This is a genomic window from Streptomyces sp. NPDC047043 (assembly GCF_040644055.1).
In the GTDB taxonomy this organism is placed as follows: domain Bacteria; phylum Actinomycetota; class Actinomycetes; order Streptomycetales; family Streptomycetaceae; genus Streptomyces.
On the sequence record NZ_JBEYVO010000035.1, the window covers coordinates 60,147 to 80,353 of the forward strand.

Below are 20,207 nucleotides of genomic sequence, written 5' to 3' on the forward strand. Positions count from 1 at the left end.
CAACCACCGCCGTCCCCCCTTCATTTCGCGTCCGCATAGCACTCCACCACCGCCGTCGTGAACGGAAACCGCACCGGCGTCTCCCCGAACGTCAGCCGTCCGGCCAGCTCCGCCGACTCCCGGATCGCCGTCACGACCGCCTCCGCCTCCTCCTCGGGGCAGTGCACGATCACTTCGTCGTGCTGGAAGAAGACCAGCTCGGCCGCCATGCCCGCGCAGGCCTGGCGGAGTGCGGCGAGCACCAGCAGGGTCCAGTCGGCCCCGCTGCCCTGGACGACGAAGTTGCGGGCGAAGCGGCCGCGGGCGCGGGTGTTCGTGGAGGCGTAGCCCGGCACCCACTCGGTGCCTGCCCGGGCCTCGGCCGGCTCGTCCTGGGGGATGCCGGCCTCCTCGGAGGCGTCGTCGCCCGCCCCGGCCGCCGGCGGGCAGGTCCGCCCCAGCCAGGTCCGCACGAGCCGCCCCTCCTCGCCCGCGCGCGCCGCGTCGTCGACGTACGCCACCGCCTTGGGGAACCGGCGTCTGAGCGCGGCGAGGTTCTTCAGGCCGTCGCCGGAGGTCTGGCCGTAGACCGCGCCGAGCACGGCGAGCTTGGCCTGGGCGCGGTCGCCGGAGAAGGCCCGGTCGGAGACGGACTGGTAGAGGTCGGTCTCGCGGCCGGCCACCTCCATCAGACCCGGGTCGCGGGAGATGGCCGCCAGCACGCGCGGTTCCATCTGGTCGGCGTCCGCGACGACCAGCCGCCAGCCCGGATCGGCGACCACGGCGCGCCGGATGACCTTGGGGATCTGCAGGGCGCCCCCGCCGTTGGTGACCCAGCGGCCCGTGACCGTCCCGTGCGCCATGAACTCGGGCCTGAAACGACCGTCGCGGACCCAGTCCTGCAGCCAGGACCAGCCGTGGGCGACCCAGATGCGGTACAGCTTCTTGTACTCGACCAGCGGCTTCACGGCCGGGTGGTCGACCGACTCGATCTCCCAGCGCCGGGTCGACTTGACCTTGATCCCGGCCTGCGCGAACGCCTTTATGACGTCGGCCGGCAGATCGGGCCGGACCCGGCGCCCGAACGCGGCGGACACCTCGTCCGCGAGCTCGGCCAGGCGCCGGGGCTCGCCACCGCCCGCGTACCGCTCGCCGAGCAGTTCGTGCAGCACCTGGCGGTGGACCTCGGCGCTCCAGGGCAGCCCGGCGCGGTTCATCTCGGCGGCGACCAGCATGCCCGCCGACTCGGCCGCGGTCAGCAGCCGCATCCGGTCGGGGTGCGCGGTGGTGTCGTGCCGGCGCTGCTGCTCGGCGTACACCTCGACGAGGTCGGGCAGCGGCACATGGACGGTCTGCGGTTCGAAGAGCGGGGACTGCGCGCCCGGTTCGGCGGAGCGCTGGGGCGGGTCGGGCGGTACGGGGCCGCCGCGCAGCCGGGCCAGGGCGGCGGCCGCCGAGTGGGGCTCGCCGTACCGCCCCTCGTGGCCGAGCAGGAGGGTCTCGGCGTCCTCGATGTCGTAGCACCGCTCCACTCGCACCCCCGTGGCGAGCAGTCGCGGATACACCTCGGCCGTGGACCGCCACACCCATCGCGCGACCTCCGGCCGGGCCCGCACGGCCGTCGCGAGGTCGGGCTCCCACAGGACCGGCCCGGCGAGCAGCCCGTCCGGACCGAGGGGGGCGAGCTCCACGCCACCGTCCTCGGCCGGGGCGAGTGCCCAGCGGTCGGTCATGGTTGCGAGTGTGGCAGGGGGGTCTGACAACGGCCTGCGGCAACGGCCTCAGCTCGGCTCGGGCGGTGCCTGCAGGTACTTCTCCAGAGCCTTGGCGAGCTCGGCCTCGATCGGCTGCTTCTCGATGCCGAGGCCGGCCAGCACTCCCGAGCCGTGCTCGAACTCCAGCAGGGCCAGCAGGATGTGCTCGGTGCCGACGTAGTTGTGGCCGAGGCGGAGGGCCTCGCGGAAGGTGAGCTCCAGGACCTTCTTGGCGTCGGAGGCGTACGGGACGAGCTCCGGGGCCTCCTCGGCGGCGGGCGGGAGCGCGGCGGTCGCGGCCTCCCGCACCGCGTCGTGGGAGACGCCCTGCGCGGCGATCGCCTTGGCGGCCAGGCCCTCCGGTTCGGCGAGCAGACCGAGGACCAGGTGCGCGGGCACGACCTCGGTGTGGGGACCTGCCTTGGCCTCGTTGTGCGCGGTCATCACCACGTTGCGGGCCCGCAGGGTGTAGCGGCCGAAGCCCTGGTTCGGGTCGAGGGCGGTCGACTCCTTCGGCACGAACCGCTTCTGCGCGGCCTGCCGGGTGACGCCCATGCTCTGGCCGATGTCCGTCCAGGAGGCCCCGGAGCGGCGGGCCTGGTCCACGAAGTGGCCGATCAGGTGGTCGGCCACCTCGCCGAGGTGATCGGCGGCGATCACCGCGTCCTGGAGCTGGTCGAGGGGTTCGGTGTGAACCTTCTTGATCGCCGCGATGAGGTCGTCGAGGCGTACGGATGACGTGGTCGGGTTCGTCGACATGTGTCAACCGTAGGTTGACAGCCATTACCCGTCAACCCCGGGTTGACACTCGAAATGCCTTACGCGCGCGTGCCTACTTCGGTGTGGCCACCAGCCGTACCGCCAGCCCCGTGAACACCGTTCCGCTGAAGATGTTCAGCCCGCGCGCCACCCGCCGGCTGCGGCGCAGCAGCGCGGAGAGCTTCCCGGAGAGCAGACCGATGGCTCCCTCGACGACGAAGCCCATCACGACGATCGTCACGCCGAGGACCATGAACTGGCCGGGCACGTGCCCCAGTTCGGGATTCACGAACTGCGGCAGGAAGGAGATGCTGAAGAGGATCGCCTTGGGGTTGAGCAGGTTGGTGAGGGCTCCCTGCCAGAAGGCGCGCCGCCGGCCGGGCCCGGCGGGTGCGGCGCCCTCCCCGGCCGGCGTCCCGCGGTCGCGGAACGCCTTGACCGCCAGGTACAGCAGATAGGCCGCGCCCGCCCAGCGCAGGACGTGATAGAGCGTCGGAACCGTCGTGAACAGCGCCGAGAGACCGAGCGCCGCGGCGGCCGTGTGCACGAGCATCGCGCAGGCGGTGCCGAGGGCCGCCAGCACCCCCGCCGTGGGTCCTCCCCGTCCGCCCATCGCAACGATGAACATCATGTCGGGGCCGGGAGTGATACAGAGCGCGAAAGCGGTGACGAGATACGCCGCGTACAAGGACATGTCCACCATGCGGCCATGGTCGAACCCACCGGGGAGGGGAGCGACCGAATTTCGGGGTGTGAGACGAGTCCGGAGAAATGCCGTGTGAGTCGTAGGTGGACGGTGGTTGACTCACCTGCCATGACGACGACCACGCTGACGACGAGCTCCTCCGCAGACCCCGCCCCGTCCTCAACTCCCGCCCCCCTCACGGACGTTCCGTCAGTCGTCGACGAGACGGCCCGGCTCCTCACCGAGCACTACGTCTTCCCGGACGTCGCCGAACAGCTCGCCGCGCTGCTGCGCCGGCGCCTGGCGGAGGGGGCGTACGACGTGGAGAGCGCCGAGGAGCTCGGCGGCCTGGTCACGGCGGATCTGCAGTCCGTCAACGGCGACCTGCACCTGCGCCTCAAGTACCACCCCGACCGGGTGCCGCAGGGCCGGGGCGAGGCCGCGGCCGCCGAGATGCGCCGCAAGTTCGACGCCTCCCTGGGCGGCGTGCCCCGGGTCGAGCTGCTGGACGGCGGAACCGCCCTGCTCGAACTCGCCCCCGCGCTCTTCCCGCTGTCCTGGTCGGCCGAGCCGCTCGCCGCCGCGCTCACCCTGGTCGCCCGCGCCGACGCGCTGATCCTGGACCTCAGGGCCAACACCGGCGGCGACCCGGACACCGTCGCCTTCGTCTGCAGCTACCTGCTGGACGAGCGCACCCACCTCAACACCATGTACGCACGCGTGGGCGACCGCTACGACCAGTCCTGGACCCTGCCGCACGTCCCCGGCGCCCGCTTCGGCGGCACCAAGCCGGTCTACGTCCTCACCGGCCCCCGCACCTTCTCCGCCGCCGAGGAACTGGCCTACGACCTCCAGCAGCTGGGCCGCGCGACCGTCGTGGGGGAGACCACCCGCGGCGGCGCCCACCCGCGCGAGGGCTGGACCGTCCACCCGAACCTGGAGGCCACCATCCCCGTCGGCCGCTCGATCAACCCGGTCTCCGGCACCAACTGGGAGGGCACCGGCGTCCTCCCGGACGTCCCGTGCCCGGCCCCCGACGCCCTCGACCGGACACAGGCCCTGATCCGCGGCTGATCCGGCTGTCAGTGCCGCGTGGCACGATCGACGAGTGACCAGCACTACGTCCAGCACCGTCGAACGCGCCTTCCGGGCCGCCCTGTACGCCGAGACCGACACCGCCCTCGACACGGGCGCGTCCCTGCTGGCCGCAGACCCGGCCGCGGACGCCGAACTCGCCCGCCGCGGCCGGGAGTTCGTGGCGGCGGCCTGGCGGCGCGGCTGGCAGCCCGCCGACGTCGTACGGATCGTGCGGCGCGAGCTGGACGACGTGCACGTACATCTGGCATCGGCGCTGATCCGCGCGCAGGCGCCGGACGACCGGCGGCGCGGCCCCCGCTGGCGCGCTCAGCTGGACGAACTCGCCGAGCAGGCCGCCGACACCCCACCCCGCACCGACCGCTTCACGCATGCGACCACGGTCCTGGAGCTGTACCGCGTGCTGCTGCGCCTGCCGACCCTGGAACCCCTCGAGGAGCACGAGTCCACGGCCACCCGGCAGCCCAGGCCCGAGTCCCGCATGCTCACCCGCATCCGCGCGCTGCTCGCCAAGGCGGAGGCGACCGGATTCCCGGAGGAGGCGGAGGCGCTCACGGCCAAGGCGCAGGAGCTGTCGGCCCGGCACAGCATCGACGAGGCGCTGCTCGCGGCGCAGGCACCGTCTCCCGACGCGCCCGGCGCCTGCCGGATCGGCGTCGAGGCGCCGTACGAGCAGGCCAAGGCGGTCCTGCTGGACGCGGTCGCCACGGCCAACCACTGCCGGGCGGTGTGGAACGAACCGCTGGGCTTCTCCACGGTCGTCGGCTTCGAGGCCGACCTGGAGGCCGTCGAGCTGCTCCACACCTCGCTCCTCGTACAGGCCATGCACGCGATGACGAAGGCGGAGGCGGCCCAGCGGGCGGGCGGCCGCAAGCGCACCAAGACCTTCCGGCAGTCCTTCTTCGCGGCCTACGCCCACCGCATAGGCACCCGCCTCGCGGCCGCCGCCGAGACGCAGGTCACCGACGATCTGCTCCCGGTCCTGGCCTCCCGCGAGGTCGCCGTCACGGCGCACACGGACCGCATGTTCCCGCAGACGACCACCACCCGCCTGCGCGGTGTGACCGACGAGGCGGGCTGGACACAGGGCGCGGAGGCGGCGGACCGGGCCCAGGTGGGAGCCCGGCCGCGGCTTCCATGAGCTGTTCCGTACGTCAGTCGCCGGCCTGCGCGAAGGCGGTGACCGAGGCGTTCGGCTCGCCCGCGTCGCTCTTGAGGGCGACCTCGCCGTACGACCAGGTGAAGCTGTGGTCGGCGGTGGAGCCGGGCAGGCTGAACTTCGCCGTCTTCACCGGGAGGCTCTTCTTGCCGCCCGCCGCGCCGCGTACATAGGTGATCGTGAAGGAGGCGGTCGCGTCCTTGGCGAGGGTCAGCTTCCGGGCCTTCGCCGCCTTGTCGGCCGGGACCTTGGTCGAGGTGTCCCCGGCGTCGAGGTCGACGCCGGGGAAGCCGTTCACCGTGCACTTGGTGCCGCGGTTGGTGATCGTGACGGTGACGTTGCCGGTGTCCCCGGCGGCCGGTGCGGCGCTCGCCGTGACCTGCACGCCGACGCCGTCCAGCGTGCAGGCGTCACCGGCCTTGCTCTTGCCGCCGCCGCTGTCACCGCCGTTGTCGTCGCAGGCGGTCAGGAGAAGGGCCGCGGAGAGGGCGGCGACGGTGATCGGGATGGCGCGCATGTGGTTCCTCTGGTGCTCTGGGGCGGGCGGGACGCCGGTGATCGCGTGCATGGATCATCACGCACCGACCCATGAAGCGGTTGCCTGCCCCCACCAACTCGTCGGGGCCCCGGAAAGCTACGTCCCAAGGGGTGGGGAGCTACGATCCCGGACTTCGGGAGTCGGGAGGCTACGACCCCAGACTCGCCGTGGGCAGCCCCGACGGCAGCGTCCCGCCCTCCGACCTGGTGTACGTCTCCTTGCCGGTGCTGCCGGACCAGGTGATCTGCAGCGAGCTCTTGGTCACGGAGTCGACCATGCCCGTCCCCCGGGCCTTGCTGCCGTCCGTGCAGTTCAGGTGGAGCATCTGCATGCCGGCCTCCTTGCCCGCGGTCCCGCTGCACACGGCCCCGCCGGTCGAGAAGAGCCCGGCCTGCTTGCCGTTGATCACCAGCGCCACGGCCTTGCCGTCGGTCGTGGCGAGCCAGCTGCCCTGCAGGCTGTCGGACGCGGTCGTCGTCCCGCCGGTGCCGCCGCCGGTGTCCGCGGTGGAGGTCGCGGAGGGGGAGGGGCTGGACGAGGAGTCGTCGTCGGAGTCGCCGCCGCTGCTGCATGCGGTCAGCACGAGCGCCGCCGCCAGCCCCGCGGCCGCCGCCGCGATCCGCACCGGCCGGCGCGACACCGTGCGAGAGGGACGCGTGAAGGTCGCCGAAGTCACTGGTAGCTCCCAAGCAGTAGCAACGAGCAGTAGCAAGCCGTAGCCGGTGGGCCGGGCCGCACGGCCCGAACGCCCGCAGCAAGCTACCAGGGACGGCCGTCCGGACCATGGGGAGCGGCTGTGAGATTCACGAGACCCACCCGCGCTCACCAGGACGACTTGCGCACCCCCGGCAAGTACCCCGCATGCGCCTGCTCCCGCAGCGAGACCCTCGACAGCCCGAACGCCCGGAAGTATCCGCGCGGCCGCCCGTCCACCTGGTCCCGGTTGCGTACGCGCGTCGCGCTCGCGTCGCGTGGCTGGCGCCGCAACTCCTGCTGGGCGGCGAGCCGTTCGGCCTCCGTCGACGACGGGCGCCGGATGATCTCCGTCAGCTCGGCGCGCCGCTCGGCGTAGCGGGCGACGGTCTCCTGCCGCTTCCCGTTCTTCGCGATCTTGCTCTTCTTCGCCATCAGACCCGCACCCCCCGGGCACGGATCCGCGCCACGGCCGCCTCGACGCCGATCGTGTCGACGGTCCTGATCCCCTTCGCGCTCAGCCGCAGCCGTACGTACCGGCCCTCGCTCGGCAGCCAGTACCGCTTGCTCTGGATGTTGGGGTCGAAGCGGCGGGAAGTGCGCCGGTGGGAGTGGGAGATGCGGTTGCCGAAGCCGGGTTGGGCGCCGGTCAGCATGCAGTGCGCGGACATGGGTGACGTACCTCTCCTGAAGCGATGGTCGCTAATGGAATTCATTTTCAGTAAGGTACCAGCATGGCTCGCAACGAACTCCGCCCGGTCATCAGGCTCCGCTCCACGGCGGGGACCGGCTACACCTACGTGACCCGCAAGAACCGCCGCAACGACCCCGACCGCTTGATCGTGCGCAAGTACGACCCGGTCGCCGGCCGCCACGTCGACTTCCGAGAGGAGCGCTGAACCACCGCCATGCGCAAGGGAATCCACCCGGCCTACGGTCTCGTCGTCTTCCGTGACCGCGCCGCGAACCACGCCTTCCTCACCCGCTCGACGATGGCGAGCGAGAAGACGATCGAGTGGGAGGACGGCCACACCTACCCGGTCGTGGACGTCGAGATCTCGAACGTCAGCCACCCCTTCTACACCGGCGCGGCCCGCGTCCTGGACACCGCCGGCCGAGTGGAGCGCTTCGAGCGCCGGTTCGGGAAGCGGGGCGGGGCGTGAGCCTGTCGGTCGTGATCCTCGGCGGCCTGCACGCCGACGCCCGCAAGGCTGCCGTCGCCCAACTGCTGGCCGACGTCCCCGGCAGCGTCGTACTCCACCACGACCTCGCGACGGCCGCGGCGGGCACGGTCATGCGGACGATCCGCGACGCGACCGGCCTCGTGTCGGCCGGCGAGACGCCCCTCGTCAACGACTGCGCCTGCTGCGCGCTCAGGGAGGACCTCGTCCCCGAGCTGCGCCGGCTCGCGGACGCCGGGGGCACCCGCCTCGCCGTCGTCGAGCTGTGGGACTCCGTCGAGCCCAAGGCCATGGCCGAGGTCGTCGTGGCCGGTGGCCTGATGGTCACCGGCGTCATCACCGCAGTCGACCCGGCGCTCGTCCTGCCCTGCCTCGGCAACGGCGACGACCTCGCCGAGGGCGGCCTCGCCGCGGCGGCCACGGACCAGCGGACGGTCGCGGACACGTTCGCGCGCCAGCTGGAGTACGCCCCCGTCCTCGCCGTCACCGCATCTGCCGAGGCCGACGACGAGGACCGCGAGCTGCTGGAGCAGCTGCACCCGACGGCCCGCCAGGTCGTCATCGGCCACGGCGACCTGGCGGGCGCGGCGCTCGCCGGCTTCGACGTCGAAGCGGCGGCCGCAGCCCAGCACCCGGCCTGTGCCCTCCTCCCCGCCGAGGCCGATGCCCACGGTGTCTCCACCTTCGTATGGCACCGGACCCGCCCCTTCCACCCGGAGCGGCTCTACGCGGCGCTGGAGGACCTGACCTGCGCCGCTGCCCGCAGTCGGGGCCGGTTCTGGCTCGCCGACAAGCCGGACACGCTGCTGCACTGGGACGCGGCGGGCGGGGCGCTGTGTGTGGAGAGCGTCGGGCCGTGGCTGGCCGCGCTCCCCGACGCCGCCTGGGACATGGTCCCGCCGGTGCGGCGAGCCGCCGCCGCGCTGGACTGGCACGCGGAGCACGGCGACTGCTGCCAGCACCTCGTCTTCACCTCACCCGGCCTCGACCGCCACGGGCTCGAACACCTGCTGGAGTCCTGCCTGTTGACCGACGCCGAGTACGCCGCCGGGCGCGACGCCTGGAAACGACTGCCGCCCGCCTTCGACGCCCTCCTGGAGGTCTGACCATGGCCCGCAAGCCCGACCGCAAGCCCGCCAAGGACCGCCCCAACCCACTGGACGCGGCCGGGATCACGCACATCGACTACAAGGACACCGATCTGCTGCGGAAGTTCATCTCCGACCGAGGCAAGATCCGCAGCCGCCGCGTCACCCGAGTCACGGCCCAGCAGCAGCGACTGCTGGCCCGAGCGATCAAGAACGCCCGGGAGATGGCACTCCTGCCGTACGGCAGCCGCTGAGCGCACCGCCAATGGGTAGGAGATTCCCTACGTTTGACATGTAGGGAATCTCCTACCTATCGTCGTGCCCATGAACATCACCCACGCCTCCTTCGTCACCCTCCCCGTCTCCGACCAGGACCGCGCCCTGCGCTTCTACACGGACGTCCTCGGCTTCGAGGTCACCGCCGACCTGGACATGCCGCAGGGGCGCTGGCTCCAGGTGGCCCCGAAGGGAGCGCAGACCGTCTTCACGCTTTCCGGTCCCGGGATGGGCGGTTTCGAGGCCGGTTCGGCCCGGGGGATCATGTTGGTCACGACCGATGTCGACGCGGACTGCGCCCGGCTCGCGGAGGCGGGGATCGCGGTGCAGGGGCCCGACGATCTCCCGTGGGGCCGCATGGCGTCCTTCACGGACCCCGACGGCAACGGTCTGCTGCTGCTCACGGAGGCACACCAGTAGGAAGGCCGGCATGACCGCAACCGGGGCCCGCGAAGAGGCCGTGGCGGACCGCGTCTTCGCCGCGCTCGCCAACGCCACCCGCCGCGAGGTGCTGCGGCTGCTCCGCGACGGCGGGCCCCAGCCCGTCCAGGCGCTGGCCGAACACTTCGACATGCGCCGCCCCAGCCTCTCCGAGCACCTGAAGGTGCTGCGCGACGCGGGCCTCGTCTCCGAGCAGCGCTCCGGCCGGCAGCGCATCTACCGCCTCGAGGCGGCCCCCCTCGCCGAGGTGCAGGACTGGCTCCATCCGTACGAGCGGTTCTGGCGCGACCGCTTGAAGGGCCTCGGCGACCTCCTCGACCGCATGCCCGACGATGGGCCGACATGAGCACCGAACCAGCAGGCGGCCGACCCTCCGACGGTCCTGACGACGACCTCACCGTCGTCCGCGTCGACCAGTTCTTCCCGCACCCGCCCGCCAAGGTCTGGCGCGCCCTGACCGAACCCGAGCTGCTCGTGCAGTGGCAGATGCACGGTTCCGAGGACTTCCGCCTCGAGATCGGCCACCGATACCGGCTCACCTCCGTACCGCGGCCCAACACCGACTTCTCCGGTGTTGTGGACGTCGAGGTCCTCGCCTACGACGTCGAGCGGATGCTCTCCGTCCGCTGGGCGGATGCCGATCCGGCCAATCCCGCGGACTGGACCATCACGTGGAAGTTGGAACAAGAAGGCCGCGGTACACGTCTCTTCCTAGTGCACGAAGGATTCGACCCCGACGACCCCGCACAGCTGATGGCCCGGACGATCATGGGCGGGGGCTGGAGAACGCATGTGATGCGAGCTCTGGGGCAAGCGCTGGAACGGGTGTAGCACCACGTACGTCACATCTGTAACCACAGAAACACCCCGCGTGCACGTGCATCTGCTCATGCATCCGCACGTGAACACAGCTATGATCCGGACCAGTTGACCACTGCATCACTGGCCCCAAGGCCACCGCACCACCGGGAGCGACCTGTGGACCACGACGTGTACAACGACGTGTACAACGGCATGGCAGCCACGGAGCTGAACGGGGTGGCCTGGCAGAAGAGCCGGCACAGCAACTCGCAGGGCTCCTGCGTGGAGTTCGCCCGGCTGCCCGGCGGTGACGTGGCCGTACGCAACTCGCGCTTCCCCGAAGGTCCCGCGCTCGTCTACACGCGCGCGGAGATCGAGGCGATGCTCCTGGGCATCAAGGACGGCGAGTTCGACCACCTGATAGCGGGCTGACGAAGAGGGCACTCCGGGCCGTCCCGGACCGCCGCGTCGCCGTAACGCGCGTAGAACCGCGGCGTCAAAAAACGCCGCGGCCGCTCACTCCGAGCAGTCGGCGGACGCGGCCGGAGGCAGCGGCAGCCGGAACAGCGCCCAGACGACCTTGCCGCCGAGCGTGCCCGCGAGCGGGTGCCAGCCCCAGCTGTCGGCGAAGGAGTCGACGAGGAACAGGCCGCGCCCCGACTCCGCCGAGAAGTCGTCCGCCTCGCCCGCGACCGGGCTGTCGTTGCTCGGGTCGCGCACCGCGCACACCAGCCGCTCGGTCCAGCGCATCAGGTGCAGCCGCACGCTCGGGCTGTGATCCGGTACGCGCGCGCCGGTCGCCGCCAGGCCGTGCCGCAGGGCGTTGGTGACCAGCTCGGAGACGACCAGGCAGATGTCGTCGAAGCGGTCGCCCGCATCCCACTGGTCCAGCGTTCTGCGGGTGAAGAGTCTCGCCTCGCGGACCGCCTCGTAGCGGGCGGGAAGGGCGCAGGAGGCGGCGTTGGACACGGCCGCGGGATCAAGCGGCGGAAGGCCCTGCCGTAACGGCTCGAGCATGGTCGATCCATTCGTCCCCATGCGAGGCACTCCCGGGAATTCGCGGTCGTTGCGATGCAGCGGTTGCGCGAGACCATGGTCTTGGATGCGCGGTGCAGATGCAAGGTGCAGATGCACGTGCACGCGACCGAATTGGACCCTCCCGTACCGCTTGTTGGCCATTTTTTCCGCCATCTTCTCTCCCCCTACTTGCCAACTCCTTCCTCGTTCCTGTGCAGAATCTTTGGCTTCTTTCCTTCTCTGTAATCGGACGAGTACTGCTCGGAGTGTTTTAGTGGCAGACTTCGGCCCCTGAAGGCGTTGGGGAGGCTGGCGAACGTGAGCGTGGGAGAGCCCGGATCGGTGGTGCGGCGCATGCTGCTCGGCTCGCAACTCAGGCGACTGCGCGAGGCGCGTGGGATCACGCGCGAGGCGGCGGGTTACTCGATCCGCGCGTCGGAGTCGAAGATCAGCCGGATGGAACTGGGCCGGGTGAGCTTCAAGACGCGTGATGTGGAAGACCTGTTGACGCTGTACGGCATCACGGACGAGCAGGAACGCACCTCGCTCCTCTCCCTCGCCCGGGAGGCCAACGTCGCGGGCTGGTGGCACAGTTACTCGGACGTGCTGCCGAGCTGGTTCCCCACCTATGTGGGGCTGGAGGGCGCGGCGTCCCTGATCCGGGCGTACGAGGTGCAGTTCGTGCACGGTCTGCTGCAGACCGAGGCGTATGCACGTGCAGTCGTACAGCGCGGTATGAAGGGCGCGAGCGCGGCCGACATCGAGAAGCGGGTGGCGCTGCGCCTTGAGCGGCAGAAGTACCTCGTCTCCGAGAACGCCCCGGACTTCCACATCGTCCTCGACGAGGCGGCCCTGCGCCGCCCGTACGGTGACCGGCAGGTGATGCGCGGTCAGCTCCAGCACCTGATCGAGATCTCCGAGCATCCGAACGTACGGCTGCAGATCATGCCGTTCAGCTTCGGCGGGCACTCGGGCGAGAGCGGCGCGTTCACGATCCTCAGCTTCACCGAGTCCGATCTGACCGACGTCGTCTACCTGGAGCAGCTCACCAGCGCCCTCTACCTGGACAAGCGCGAGGACGTCACCCAGTACGAGAAGGCCCTCAAGGAGCTCCAGCAGGACAGCCCGGGACTGGACGAGAGCCGCGATCTTCTACGAGGTCTCCTCCAACTTTCCTAGGGTTCTCCCCATAAGTTTGCTCTCAGTCCCCAACTCACTTGCGTCGCAAGTACGATGACGTGTGATCAGACCGTGATGTTGATCGTGTGTCTGCTAGTGATTTGGGGATCACATGTCGTCGTACTTCACCGACCTGGCCCAGCAGTACATCGACGGTGAGTGGCGCCCGGGCACGGGCTCCTGGGACATCATCGACTTCAACCCGTACGACGGCGAGAAGCTGGCGTCGATCACGATAGCCACGGTCGACGAGGTCGACGACGCGTACAAGTCGGCGGCCCGCGTGCAGAAGCAGTGGGCGGCGACCAACCCGTATGCGCGCCGTGCTGTCCTGGAGAAGGCCCTTGCGTTGATCGAGGAGCGTCAGGAGGAGATCACCGAGGTGATCATCGCCGAGCTCGGCGGCACGCATCTGAAGGCCGGCTTCGAACTCCACCTCGCCAAGGAGTTCCTGCGCGAGTCGATCCAGTGGGCGCTGCGCCCCGAGGGCAAGATCCTCCCGTCGCCGGTGGACGGCAAGGAGAACCGCCTCTACCGCGTCCCGGTCGGTGTCGTGGGCGTGATCAGCCCCTTCAACTTCCCCTTCCTGCTGTCGATCAAGTCGGTCGCCCCGGCCCTCGCGCTCGGCAACGGCGTGGTCCTCAAGCCGCACCAGAACACCCCGATCACCGGTGGCTCCCTGGTCGCGAAGATCTTCGAGGACGCGGGTCTGCCCGCCGGTCTCCTGAACGTCGTCATCACGGACATCGCGGAGATCGGCGACGCCTTCATCGAGCACCCGATCCCGAAGGTCATCTCCTTCACCGGCTCCGACAAGGTCGGCCGGCACGTCGCCACCGTCTGCGCCTCGCACTTCAAGCGCACGGTCCTCGAACTGGGCGGCAACAGCGCGATCGTGGTCCTCGACGACGCCGACATCGACTACGCGGTCGACGCTGCGGTCTTCAGCCGCTACGTCCACCAGGGCCAGGTCTGCATGGCTGCCAACCGCGTGCTCGTGGACCGCTCGATCGCCGACGAGTTCACGAAGAAGTTCGTCGCCAAGGTCAGGACCCTCAAGGTCGGCGACCCGCGCGACCCGCAGACCGTCATCGGCCCGGTGATCAACTCCTCGCAGGCGGACTCCCTTTCGGCCACGGTCGAGCAGGCGATCGCCGAGGGTGCGACGGCCCTGGTGCGCGGCGAGACCACCGACAACCTGGTCGAGCCCTCCGTCCTCACCGGCGTCCCCGCCGACTCCGCCCTGCTCCGGCAGGAGGTCTTCGGCCCGGTCGCCTTCGTCATCCCCTTCGACGGCGAGGAGGAAGCCGTACGCATCGTCAACGACACGCCGTACGGCCTGAGCGGCGCCGTCCACACCGGTGACATCGAGCGGGGCGTCTCCTTCGCCAAGCAGATCGACACCGGCATGTTCCACGTGAACGACGGCACCGTCCACGACGAGCCCCTCGTCCCCTTCGGCGGCGAGAAGAGCTCCGGCGTCGGCCGCCTCAACGGTGAGGGCACCGTCGAGTGCTTCACCACGCAGAAGTGGATCTCGGTGCAGCACGGGCGGAGTGGGTTCCCGTTCTGAGCGAGGCTTCGCGCGGCAGGGTGGCGGACATGTGCTCATGTGCACACTGGGTGCATGGCCGCCACTCTTTGCGCCAGCCTCCGATTGAGGACAGAACCTGACCTAAACGCCCCGTAGCTTCGTCGGTGTCAGGAGGCCTCCCGAGGTCCCGATCCGACGAAAGGCGACGGTCATGGTCACGCACGTACCGGCAGAGGCGCAGGGCGACGAGCGCGGGGCGCTGCTCGCGTTCATCGAGGAGCAGCGCGGCGGCATCCGCCGGGCGCTGCTCGGGCTCACCGAGGAGCAGGCCGCGAGCAGGCCGAGTGCCAGCGAGTTGTCCCTCTCCGGTCTGCTGAAGCATGTCGCCGAGGTCGAGCAGGGCTGGATCGCCAGGGCCAAGCAGGAGCCGCCGGCGATCAAGCGGGACGAGACCAACTGGCACGAGACGTTCCAGCTCGTCGAGGGCGAGACCGTCGCGTCCCAGCTCGCGTACTGGGAGAAGGTCGCCGCAGAGACCGAGGCGTACATCCGCTCGGTGCCGAGCCTCGACGACACCTTCCCGCTGCCGAACGACCCGTGGTTCCCGCCGGAGGGCCGCGTATCCGTGCGCTGGCTCTGTCTGCACCTGATCCGCGAGACGGCCCGGCACGCCGGTCACGCCGACATCATCCGGGAGTCCCTGGACGGTGCCACCGCCTTCGAGCTGGTGGCCAAGGAGCAGGGCACGAGCTGGGGCTGACGTCGCGGGTCCTACGCTGGCCCCATGTCAGCGATCCGTCTCCTCGTGCTGGGCGCCGTCCGCCAGCACGGGCGGGCCCACGGCTACCAGGTGCGCAACGACCTGGAGTACTGGGGCGCGCACGAGTGGTCCAACGCCAAGCCCGGCTCGATCTACCACGCGCTCAAGCAGATGGCCAAGCAAGGGCTGCTGCACGCGCACGAGATCGCACCGTCCACGGCCGGCGGCCCGCCCCGCACCGAGTACGAGATCACCGCTGCGGGCACCGAGGAGTACCTCAGGCTGGTGCGCGAGGCGCTGACTTCCTACGACCAGAAGATGGATGTGAAGTCGGCGGCCATCGGCTGCATGGTCGACCTGCCGCGCGCCGAGGTGGTGTCCCTCCTGAAGGAGCGGACCCGGCGCATCGAGGAGTGGCGCGGGGCCGTCACCGAGCACTACATCCCCGAGGACGGCCCCGAACAGCTCGGCCACATCGGCGAGATCATGAACCTCTGGATCCACACGGCCGACGCCGAGGCCGAGTGGACCCAGGGGTTGATCGGCCGGATCGAGGGCGGGGCGTACACGTTCGCGGGGGAGGGCGAGCCCTTCGTCGGCGTCCTGGTGGAGGGGCAGAAGAATCCGTACGCGACCGGGGAGCGGCACCCGGAGGACGATCGCTAATCAAGTTTGACCAATCGGGACTCCGGCGTTAGCTTTCCTAGGTAGTCAACTTTGACTAGTGAGGGAGTGGCAGTGGCCGACGCGGCGATCACCGTCGACGGAGCACACAAGAAGTACGGCGAGAAACACGCACTGGACGGGCTCGACCTCACGGTCGCCCGCGGCACGGTGCACGGAGTCCTGGGCCCGAACGGTGCGGGCAAGACGACCCTGGTCCGGATCCTGTCCACCCTGCTCAGGCCCGACGCGGGCCGCATCGAGGTGGCCGGGCACGACGTGGTGGCCGAGGCCCGCTCGGTGCGCCTGCGCATCGGCCTGCTCGGTCAGCACACGGCCCTCGACGAGGAACTCGGCGGCCGGCAGAACCTGGAGATGTTCGGCCGCCTGTACCACCTGGGCGCACGGCACGCGCGCGTGCGTGCCGGCGAACTCCTGGAGCGCTTCGGCCTCGCCGACGCCGGCCGCAAGCCGGTCCGCGCCTACAGCGGCGGCATGCGGCGCCGTCTGGACCTGGCCGCCTCCCTGGTCCGGGACCCGGAGGTGCTGTTCCTGGACGAGCCGACGACCGGCCTCGACCCCCGCGGCCGCGCCGAGGTGTGGGCATCGGTCCGCTCCCTGGTCGGCGGCGGTACGACGGTCCTGCTCACGACGCAGTACCTGGAGGAGGCCGACCAACTCGCCGACCGCATCTCGGTCGTCGACGCCGGCCGGGTGATCGCGGAGGGTACGGCGGACGAGCTCAAGGCGGCCATCGGCGGCGACCGCATCGACGTCGTCCTGCGCGACGCCGGTCAACTGGGCGCCGCGGTCGCCCTGTTGCCCATTCCCGAGCCCGACATCTCGGTCGACCCCGACCGCCGTCTGCTCAGCGCCCCGGTCACCGACCGCATGTCCGCGCTATCCGGTGTCGTACGGGCCCTGGAGGAGGCCGGTATCGAGGCGGAGGACGTCGCGCTGCGCCGACCGACGCTGGACGAGGTGTTTCTCCATCTCACCGGTGACCACCGAGTCGAGGAGGCCGCGTGACCACGTACGCACTGACCGACTCCTGGACCATGACCCGCCGTGAACTCGCCCACTGGGCGCGGCAGCCGGGCCGGCTGGTCGTCGGGCTGGTCTTCCCGGTGATGCTGCTGCTGATGTTCGCGTACCTGATCGGCGGCGGCCGAGGGGTGAGCGGCGCGTACCGCGACTACCTGGTTCCCGGCATGCTCGCGCTCACCATGGCCTTCGGCCTGGAGGGCACGATGCTCGCCGTCACCCAGGACCTCGACAAGGGCGTGATCGACCGATTCCGCTCGCTGCCGATGGCCAACGGGGCGGTCCTGGTGGGGCGTTCGGCCGCCGACATGCTCCAGTCGGCGCTGGGGCTGACGATCCTGATCGGCGTCGGGTACGCGCTCGGCTGGCGCGCGCACGGGTCCGCGGCCGAATTCCTGGGCGCCGTGGGCCTGTTGCTGCTGCTCCGCTTCGCCATGCTGTGGATCGGCATCCATCTGGCGCTGGTCGCCGGGAAGCCGGAGATGGTGCAGGCCGTGCAGATTCTGGTCTGGCCGGTCGGCTTCCTGTCCAACGCCCTTGCCACCCCGAAGTCCATGCCCGACTGGCTGGGCACGGTCGTCGAGTGGAACCCGATGTCCCAGACCGCCACGGCCGTACGAGACCTGCTCGGCGGCCCGGGCGGGGAGCCGGGGCAGGTGTGGGCGGCCGTCGTATGGCCGTTGGGGCTGCTGGCGGTGTTCTTCCCGGTGGCGGTGCGGAAGTTCGCGCACATGAGCCGCTAGGCAACTAGTGATGGAAGCCGGTGGCCGCCCCCTTGTCCCTGGTCAGGGGCTGCGGCTGCCGGCGCAGTTCCGGCAGCAGGCGGGTCAGGTCCTCGATGAACAGGTCGGCGAGGTCGGCCGAGAAGCCGTTGCGGCACACCACCCGCAGCACGGACAGGTCCTCGCGGTTCGGCGGGAAGGTGTACGCGGGCACCAGCCAGCCCTTCTCGCGCATCCGCCGGGACACGTCGAAGACGTCGTACGACTCCACGCCCAAAGCCGTCGTGAACGCGAACACCGGCAGTTCGTCGCCCCGGGTCAGCAGCCGGAAGTCGCCGAGCGCCTCGACCCGGTCGGCGATGCCCCGGGCCACGTCCCGGGTCGTCTGCTGCACGGCCCGGTAGCCCTCGCGGCCCAGCCGCAGGAACGTGTAGTACTGCGCGACCACCTGGGCGCCCGGGCGCGAGAAGTTCAGGGCGAACGTCGGCATGTCGCCGCCCAAGTAGTTGACCCGGAAGACCAGTTCCTCGGGGAGCGCCTCCTTGTCGCGCCACAGCGCCCAGCCGACGCCCGGGTAGACCAGCCCGTACTTGTGCCCCGAGGTGTTGATCGACGCCACGCGCGGGAGGCGGAAGTCCCACACCAGGTCCTCGTCGAGGAAGGGCGCGACCATGCCGCCGGACGCGCCGTCGACGTGCACCGGGATGTCCAGGCCCGTGCGCTCCTGGAGGGCGTCGAGTGCCGCGCACAGGTCGGCGACGGGCTCGTACGAGCCGTCGAAGGTCGAGCCCAGGATGCCGACGACCCCGATGGTGTTCTCGTCGCACAGCTCGGCGGCGGCCTGCGGGTCGAGGTGGAAGCGGTCGCCCTCCATGGGGACCAGCCGGGCCTCCACCTCCCAGAAGTTGCAGAACTTCTCCCAGCAGACCTGGACGTTGACCCCCATGACCAGGTTCGGGCGGGCGGCAGGGGACGCATTCCGCTTGCTCCAGCGCCGCTTGAGGGCCATCCCGGCGAGCATGCACGCCTCGCTCGAACCGGTCGTCGAACAGCCCACGACGGCCGACGGATCCGGTGCGTTCCACAGGTCGGCCAGCATCGCCACGCAGCGGCGCTCCAGCTCGGCGGTGCGCGGGTACTCGTCCTTGTCGATCATGTTCTTGTCCCGGCACTCCGCCATCAGGACGCCGGCCTGCGGCTCCATCCAGGTGGTGACGAAAGTGGCCAGGTTCAGGCGGGAGTTGCCGTCCAGCATCAGCTCGTCGTGCACCAGCTGGTACGCCGTCATCGGCGGCAGCGGGGCGTCCGGGAGGCGGTGCTTGGGCGGTGCCTGGGTCATGCCGCCGACCGGATTGGCCTCCCCGAAGAAGGGGTTGACCGACAGCGGGCGCTCGTCGGGCTTCTCGGAACCTTTGTGGAGCGGCATGGGTATCACCTCGTCTCGTCTGAGGAACGGATGTCAGCGGAGCGGAGTTCCGTCGTCGCGCAGCTGCATCTGGGGCCGGCCGGTCACCAGCAGCCAGGCGGGCAGCGAGGCGATGCACAGCAGGGCGAGGATCGTGGGCGAGGACACCAGCACGGCGGCCGTGAACAGGCTCACCCAGGCCTGCCGGGTGACGGCGAGCAGCATGCCCAGGACGCCCGCGGCGACACCGAGCGCCGGTTGGACACCGGACACGAGCGCGTGCGCACCCAGCCCGAACGCGGCGCCCACGAACACCGCCGGGAAGATCCGCCCGCCCCGGAAGCCGCAGGACGCGGCCACGAGCAGCGCGGCCAGCTTCACCACCGCCATCCCGACGAACGCGCCCGCCGACCGGCCGTCGGGATCCCGTGCCAGCTCCGCGACCTCGTCCAGCCCCTTGAAGAGCGTGAGATGCCCGCCCAGGATCCCCAGCAGCCCCAGGACGAGCCCGCCGGCCGGAAGCGCCACCATCGGGTGCCCGAGGCGCCGGAAGACTCCGTGGACGTACGGGAAGGCGTAGACCGCGCACATGCCGAGTACCGCGGCGAGCGGGGCGATCACCAGGGCGGCCAGCAGATCGCCCCCGCTGGGATGCCGGCCGAACGCGGGCAGATCCAGGTCGAAGGTCGGATGCGCCACCAGGGTGGTCGTGATGGCTCCGGCCGCGGCGGCCATCAGCGGCCCGAACACGTTGTCCCACAGCTTCCCCTGCAACTGCCGCCCGGCCAGCGCCTCGGAGATGACCAGCGCCGCCGCCACCGGCGTCCCGAACAGCGCGCCGATCGTCGCCGCCTCCGCGAGCGCCGGCCACAGTCCGCCCGGCAGCCGCGGGCTCAGGCGTCTGCCGAGCCAGAAGGCGAGCCCCACGTTCACCGCGATGATCGGGTTCTCCGGACCGAGGCTCGGCCCGCCCGCCAGCATCAGCGCGGTCGCCAGCAGCAGCCCCGGCAGCACGGCAGACGGCAGCACCGGAGCGTCCAGCCCCACGGTCGCCGGATCGGGCCCCGCATGACCGGGCACCTTCCACACCACCAGCCCGACCGCCACCCCGGTCGCGGTGAGCATGACGAGCACCCAGAGCACGGAGTACCGGCCCACCCCCAGGGCGTCCGGCAGGTTCTCCCAGAGCACGTGCTGGAGTTGCTCGGCCGCCTCGCTCACCCCGACGAACAGCAGGCTCGCGCCCACGCCCACGACCAGAGCGGGCAGGATCAGCGGCAGCAACGCGCGCGCGGGTGCGGCGGGCGCCTGCTGCGCGGTGTCGGGGGCCACGGGCTCACCATAAGGGGACAAAACTGACTCAACATCTCGAAGACGTCCTGAAGCGGGACTTGTGTGCGGCTTGCACCTCACGTGACGTGAGGACCCACCGTG

Annotated in this window: 26 protein-coding genes; 16 read left to right on the plus strand and 10 right to left on the minus strand. The window is 70.7% G+C overall.

What is annotated here, in order from left to right:
- Positions 1-20: 20 nt before the first annotated feature.
- The 3 genes from ABZ880_RS42470 to ABZ880_RS42480 form a co-directional block, all read right to left on the minus strand.
- A complete protein-coding gene (locus ABZ880_RS42470) occupies positions 21-1,712 on the minus strand; it encodes a bifunctional 3'-5' exonuclease/DNA polymerase (RefSeq protein WP_361275077.1) in 1,692 nt (563 codons plus the stop codon).
- A 48-nt stretch (positions 1,713-1,760) separates the two neighbouring features.
- Positions 1,761-2,492, minus strand: coding sequence for a Clp protease N-terminal domain-containing protein (locus ABZ880_RS42475; RefSeq protein WP_361275079.1), 732 nt, complete (start codon positions 2,490-2,492; stop codon positions 1,761-1,763).
- A 73-nt stretch (positions 2,493-2,565) separates the two neighbouring features.
- Positions 2,566-3,195, minus strand: a complete 630-nt coding sequence (locus ABZ880_RS42480; RefSeq protein WP_361275082.1) for a LysE family translocator — start codon at positions 3,193-3,195, stop codon at positions 2,566-2,568.
- A 111-nt stretch (positions 3,196-3,306) separates the two neighbouring features.
- Here ABZ880_RS42480 and ABZ880_RS42485 point away from each other — a divergent pair, with 111 nt between their 5' ends.
- Together ABZ880_RS42485 and ABZ880_RS42490 are read left to right on the plus strand one after the other, a co-directional pair.
- Entirely contained in the window at positions 3,307-4,251 is a 945-nt protein-coding gene (locus tag ABZ880_RS42485) for a S41 family peptidase (protein WP_361275085.1), read from the plus strand.
- Positions 4,252-4,285: 34 nt separating this feature from the next.
- Positions 4,286-5,413 (plus strand): DUF2786 domain-containing protein, encoded by a 1,128-nt coding sequence (locus tag ABZ880_RS42490; RefSeq protein ID WP_361275087.1) that lies wholly within the window; start codon positions 4,286-4,288, stop codon positions 5,411-5,413.
- Between the two features lie 13 nt (positions 5,414-5,426).
- Here the strand turns inward: ABZ880_RS42490 and ABZ880_RS42495 are convergent, their stop codons facing one another.
- The 4 genes from ABZ880_RS42495 to rpmB form a co-directional block, all read right to left on the minus strand.
- The gene (locus ABZ880_RS42495; protein ID WP_361275090.1) at positions 5,427-5,948 is read right to left on the minus strand and encodes a DUF4232 domain-containing protein; all 522 of its coding nucleotides are present in this window, start codon (positions 5,946-5,948) and stop codon (positions 5,427-5,429) included.
- A 169-nt stretch (positions 5,949-6,117) separates the two neighbouring features.
- Positions 6,118-6,645 carry a hypothetical protein gene (locus tag ABZ880_RS42500; RefSeq protein WP_361275092.1) on the minus strand — a complete coding sequence of 176 codons (528 nt, stop codon included), beginning with the start codon at positions 6,643-6,645 and terminating at the stop codon, positions 6,118-6,120.
- A 146-nt stretch (positions 6,646-6,791) separates the two neighbouring features.
- On the minus strand, positions 6,792-7,097 hold the full coding sequence (rpsN, locus tag ABZ880_RS42505) for a 30S ribosomal protein S14 (protein WP_361275094.1): 306 nt from the start codon (positions 7,095-7,097) through the stop codon (positions 6,792-6,794).
- The gene (rpmB, locus tag ABZ880_RS42510) at positions 7,097-7,333 is read right to left on the minus strand and encodes a 50S ribosomal protein L28 (RefSeq protein ID WP_361275096.1); all 237 of its coding nucleotides are present in this window, start codon (positions 7,331-7,333) and stop codon (positions 7,097-7,099) included. Before rpmB ends, rpsN begins: the two co-directional genes overlap by 1 nt.
- 63 nt (positions 7,334-7,396) lie before the next feature.
- On the opposite strand from rpmB, the gene rpmG reads away from it, so the two are divergent.
- From rpmG to ABZ880_RS42550, 8 genes are all read left to right on the plus strand, one after another.
- Positions 7,397-7,561, plus strand: coding sequence for a 50S ribosomal protein L33 (gene rpmG / locus ABZ880_RS42515; protein ID WP_361275099.1), 165 nt, complete (start codon positions 7,397-7,399; stop codon positions 7,559-7,561).
- Between the two features lie 9 nt (positions 7,562-7,570).
- Positions 7,571-7,825 (plus strand): type B 50S ribosomal protein L31, encoded by a 255-nt coding sequence (locus tag ABZ880_RS42520; RefSeq protein ID WP_361275101.1) that lies wholly within the window; start codon positions 7,571-7,573, stop codon positions 7,823-7,825.
- Positions 7,822-8,949 (plus strand): GTP-binding protein, encoded by a 1,128-nt coding sequence (locus ABZ880_RS42525; RefSeq protein WP_361275104.1) that lies wholly within the window; start codon positions 7,822-7,824, stop codon positions 8,947-8,949. The genes ABZ880_RS42520 and ABZ880_RS42525 overlap by 4 nt, the downstream gene beginning before the upstream one ends.
- A 2-nt stretch (positions 8,950-8,951) precedes the next feature.
- A complete protein-coding gene (gene rpsR / locus ABZ880_RS42530; RefSeq protein ID WP_361275106.1) occupies positions 8,952-9,185 on the plus strand; it encodes a 30S ribosomal protein S18 in 234 nt (77 codons plus the stop codon).
- Between the two features lie 70 nt (positions 9,186-9,255).
- On the plus strand, positions 9,256-9,627 hold the full coding sequence (locus ABZ880_RS42535; RefSeq protein ID WP_361275109.1) for a VOC family protein: 372 nt from the start codon (positions 9,256-9,258) through the stop codon (positions 9,625-9,627).
- A 10-nt stretch (positions 9,628-9,637) separates the two neighbouring features.
- Positions 9,638-9,994, plus strand: coding sequence for a metalloregulator ArsR/SmtB family transcription factor (locus ABZ880_RS42540; protein WP_361275112.1), 357 nt, complete (start codon positions 9,638-9,640; stop codon positions 9,992-9,994).
- Entirely contained in the window at positions 9,991-10,479 is a 489-nt protein-coding gene (locus ABZ880_RS42545) for an SRPBCC domain-containing protein (protein WP_361275114.1), read from the plus strand. The genes ABZ880_RS42540 and ABZ880_RS42545 overlap by 4 nt, the downstream gene beginning before the upstream one ends.
- Positions 10,480-10,662: 183 nt before the next feature.
- Positions 10,663-10,881: a DUF397 domain-containing protein gene (locus ABZ880_RS42550; RefSeq protein WP_361275248.1), complete on the plus strand. Its 219-nt coding sequence runs from the start codon at positions 10,663-10,665 to the stop codon at positions 10,879-10,881.
- 84 nt (positions 10,882-10,965) lie between these two features.
- On the opposite strand, the gene ABZ880_RS42555 is transcribed toward ABZ880_RS42550, so the two are convergent.
- The gene (locus tag ABZ880_RS42555) at positions 10,966-11,487 is read right to left on the minus strand and encodes an ATP-binding protein (protein WP_361275116.1); all 522 of its coding nucleotides are present in this window, start codon (positions 11,485-11,487) and stop codon (positions 10,966-10,968) included.
- 333 nt (positions 11,488-11,820) lie between these two features.
- Here ABZ880_RS42555 and ABZ880_RS42560 point away from each other — a divergent pair, with 333 nt between their 5' ends.
- The 6 genes from ABZ880_RS42560 (at position 11,821) to ABZ880_RS42585 (ending at position 17,389) form a co-directional block, all read left to right on the plus strand.
- Entirely contained in the window at positions 11,821-12,645 is an 825-nt protein-coding gene (locus tag ABZ880_RS42560) for a helix-turn-helix transcriptional regulator (protein ID WP_361275250.1), read from the plus strand.
- Between the two features lie 112 nt (positions 12,646-12,757).
- Positions 12,758-14,218, plus strand: coding sequence for an aldehyde dehydrogenase family protein (locus ABZ880_RS42565; protein WP_361275118.1), 1,461 nt, complete (start codon positions 12,758-12,760; stop codon positions 14,216-14,218).
- Positions 14,219-14,390: 172 nt separating this feature from the next.
- Complete coding sequence (locus ABZ880_RS42570; RefSeq protein ID WP_361275120.1) at positions 14,391-14,939, plus strand: DinB family protein; 549 nt, start codon at positions 14,391-14,393, stop codon at positions 14,937-14,939.
- Between the two features lie 24 nt (positions 14,940-14,963).
- Entirely contained in the window at positions 14,964-15,605 is a 642-nt protein-coding gene (locus ABZ880_RS42575) for a PadR family transcriptional regulator (RefSeq protein WP_361275123.1), read from the plus strand.
- 72 nt (positions 15,606-15,677) lie between these two features.
- A complete protein-coding gene (locus tag ABZ880_RS42580; RefSeq protein WP_361275125.1) occupies positions 15,678-16,631 on the plus strand; it encodes an ATP-binding cassette domain-containing protein in 954 nt (317 codons plus the stop codon).
- Entirely contained in the window at positions 16,628-17,389 is a 762-nt protein-coding gene (locus tag ABZ880_RS42585) for an ABC transporter permease (RefSeq protein ID WP_361275128.1), read from the plus strand. The genes ABZ880_RS42580 and ABZ880_RS42585 overlap by 4 nt, the downstream gene beginning before the upstream one ends.
- 4 nt (positions 17,390-17,393) lie before the next feature.
- Here ABZ880_RS42585 and ABZ880_RS42590 read toward each other — a convergent pair whose 3' ends face one another.
- Complete coding sequence (locus ABZ880_RS42590; RefSeq protein WP_361275130.1) at positions 17,394-18,794, minus strand: glutamate decarboxylase; 1,401 nt, start codon at positions 18,792-18,794, stop codon at positions 17,394-17,396.
- A 33-nt stretch (positions 18,795-18,827) separates the two neighbouring features.
- Positions 18,828-20,105, minus strand: a complete 1,278-nt coding sequence (locus ABZ880_RS42595) for an ion channel protein (protein WP_361275132.1) — start codon at positions 20,103-20,105, stop codon at positions 18,828-18,830.
- Positions 20,106-20,207: the final 102 nt, after the last annotated feature.

Excerpts from the sequence above, each read along its gene's own strand:
- ABZ880_RS42470 (WP_361275077.1), bottom strand. The coding sequence starts at position 1,712 with ATGACCGACCGCTGGGCACTCGCCCCGGCCGAGGACGGTGGCGTGGAG.
- ABZ880_RS42475 (WP_361275079.1), bottom strand. The coding sequence starts at position 2,492 with ATGTCGACGAACCCGACCACGTCATCCGTACGCCTCGACGACCTCATC.
- ABZ880_RS42480 (WP_361275082.1), bottom strand. The coding sequence starts at position 3,195 with ATGGTGGACATGTCCTTGTACGCGGCGTATCTCGTCACCGCTTTCGCG.
- ABZ880_RS42485 (WP_361275085.1), top strand. The coding sequence starts at position 3,307 with ATGACGACGACCACGCTGACGACGAGCTCCTCCGCAGACCCCGCCCCG.
- ABZ880_RS42495 (WP_361275090.1), bottom strand. The coding sequence starts at position 5,948 with ATGCGCGCCATCCCGATCACCGTCGCCGCCCTCTCCGCGGCCCTTCTC.
- rpsN (WP_361275094.1), bottom strand. The coding sequence starts at position 7,097 with ATGGCGAAGAAGAGCAAGATCGCGAAGAACGGGAAGCGGCAGGAGACC.
- rpmB (WP_361275096.1), bottom strand. The coding sequence starts at position 7,333 with ATGTCCGCGCACTGCATGCTGACCGGCGCCCAACCCGGCTTCGGCAAC.
- rpmG (WP_361275099.1), top strand. The coding sequence starts at position 7,397 with ATGGCTCGCAACGAACTCCGCCCGGTCATCAGGCTCCGCTCCACGGCG.
- ABZ880_RS42520 (WP_361275101.1), top strand. The coding sequence starts at position 7,571 with ATGCGCAAGGGAATCCACCCGGCCTACGGTCTCGTCGTCTTCCGTGAC.
- rpsR (WP_361275106.1), top strand. The coding sequence starts at position 8,952 with ATGGCCCGCAAGCCCGACCGCAAGCCCGCCAAGGACCGCCCCAACCCA.
- ABZ880_RS42535 (WP_361275109.1), top strand. The coding sequence starts at position 9,256 with ATGAACATCACCCACGCCTCCTTCGTCACCCTCCCCGTCTCCGACCAG.
- ABZ880_RS42540 (WP_361275112.1), top strand. The coding sequence starts at position 9,638 with ATGACCGCAACCGGGGCCCGCGAAGAGGCCGTGGCGGACCGCGTCTTC.
- ABZ880_RS42545 (WP_361275114.1), top strand. The coding sequence starts at position 9,991 with ATGAGCACCGAACCAGCAGGCGGCCGACCCTCCGACGGTCCTGACGAC.
- ABZ880_RS42550 (WP_361275248.1), top strand. The coding sequence starts at position 10,663 with ATGGCAGCCACGGAGCTGAACGGGGTGGCCTGGCAGAAGAGCCGGCAC.
- ABZ880_RS42555 (WP_361275116.1), bottom strand. The coding sequence starts at position 11,487 with ATGGGGACGAATGGATCGACCATGCTCGAGCCGTTACGGCAGGGCCTT.
- ABZ880_RS42560 (WP_361275250.1), top strand. The coding sequence starts at position 11,821 with ATGCTGCTCGGCTCGCAACTCAGGCGACTGCGCGAGGCGCGTGGGATC.
- ABZ880_RS42565 (WP_361275118.1), top strand. The coding sequence starts at position 12,758 with ATGTCGTCGTACTTCACCGACCTGGCCCAGCAGTACATCGACGGTGAG.
- ABZ880_RS42570 (WP_361275120.1), top strand. The coding sequence starts at position 14,391 with ATGGTCACGCACGTACCGGCAGAGGCGCAGGGCGACGAGCGCGGGGCG.
- ABZ880_RS42575 (WP_361275123.1), top strand. The coding sequence starts at position 14,964 with ATGTCAGCGATCCGTCTCCTCGTGCTGGGCGCCGTCCGCCAGCACGGG.
- ABZ880_RS42590 (WP_361275130.1), bottom strand. The coding sequence starts at position 18,794 with ATGCCGCTCCACAAAGGTTCCGAGAAGCCCGACGAGCGCCCGCTGTCG.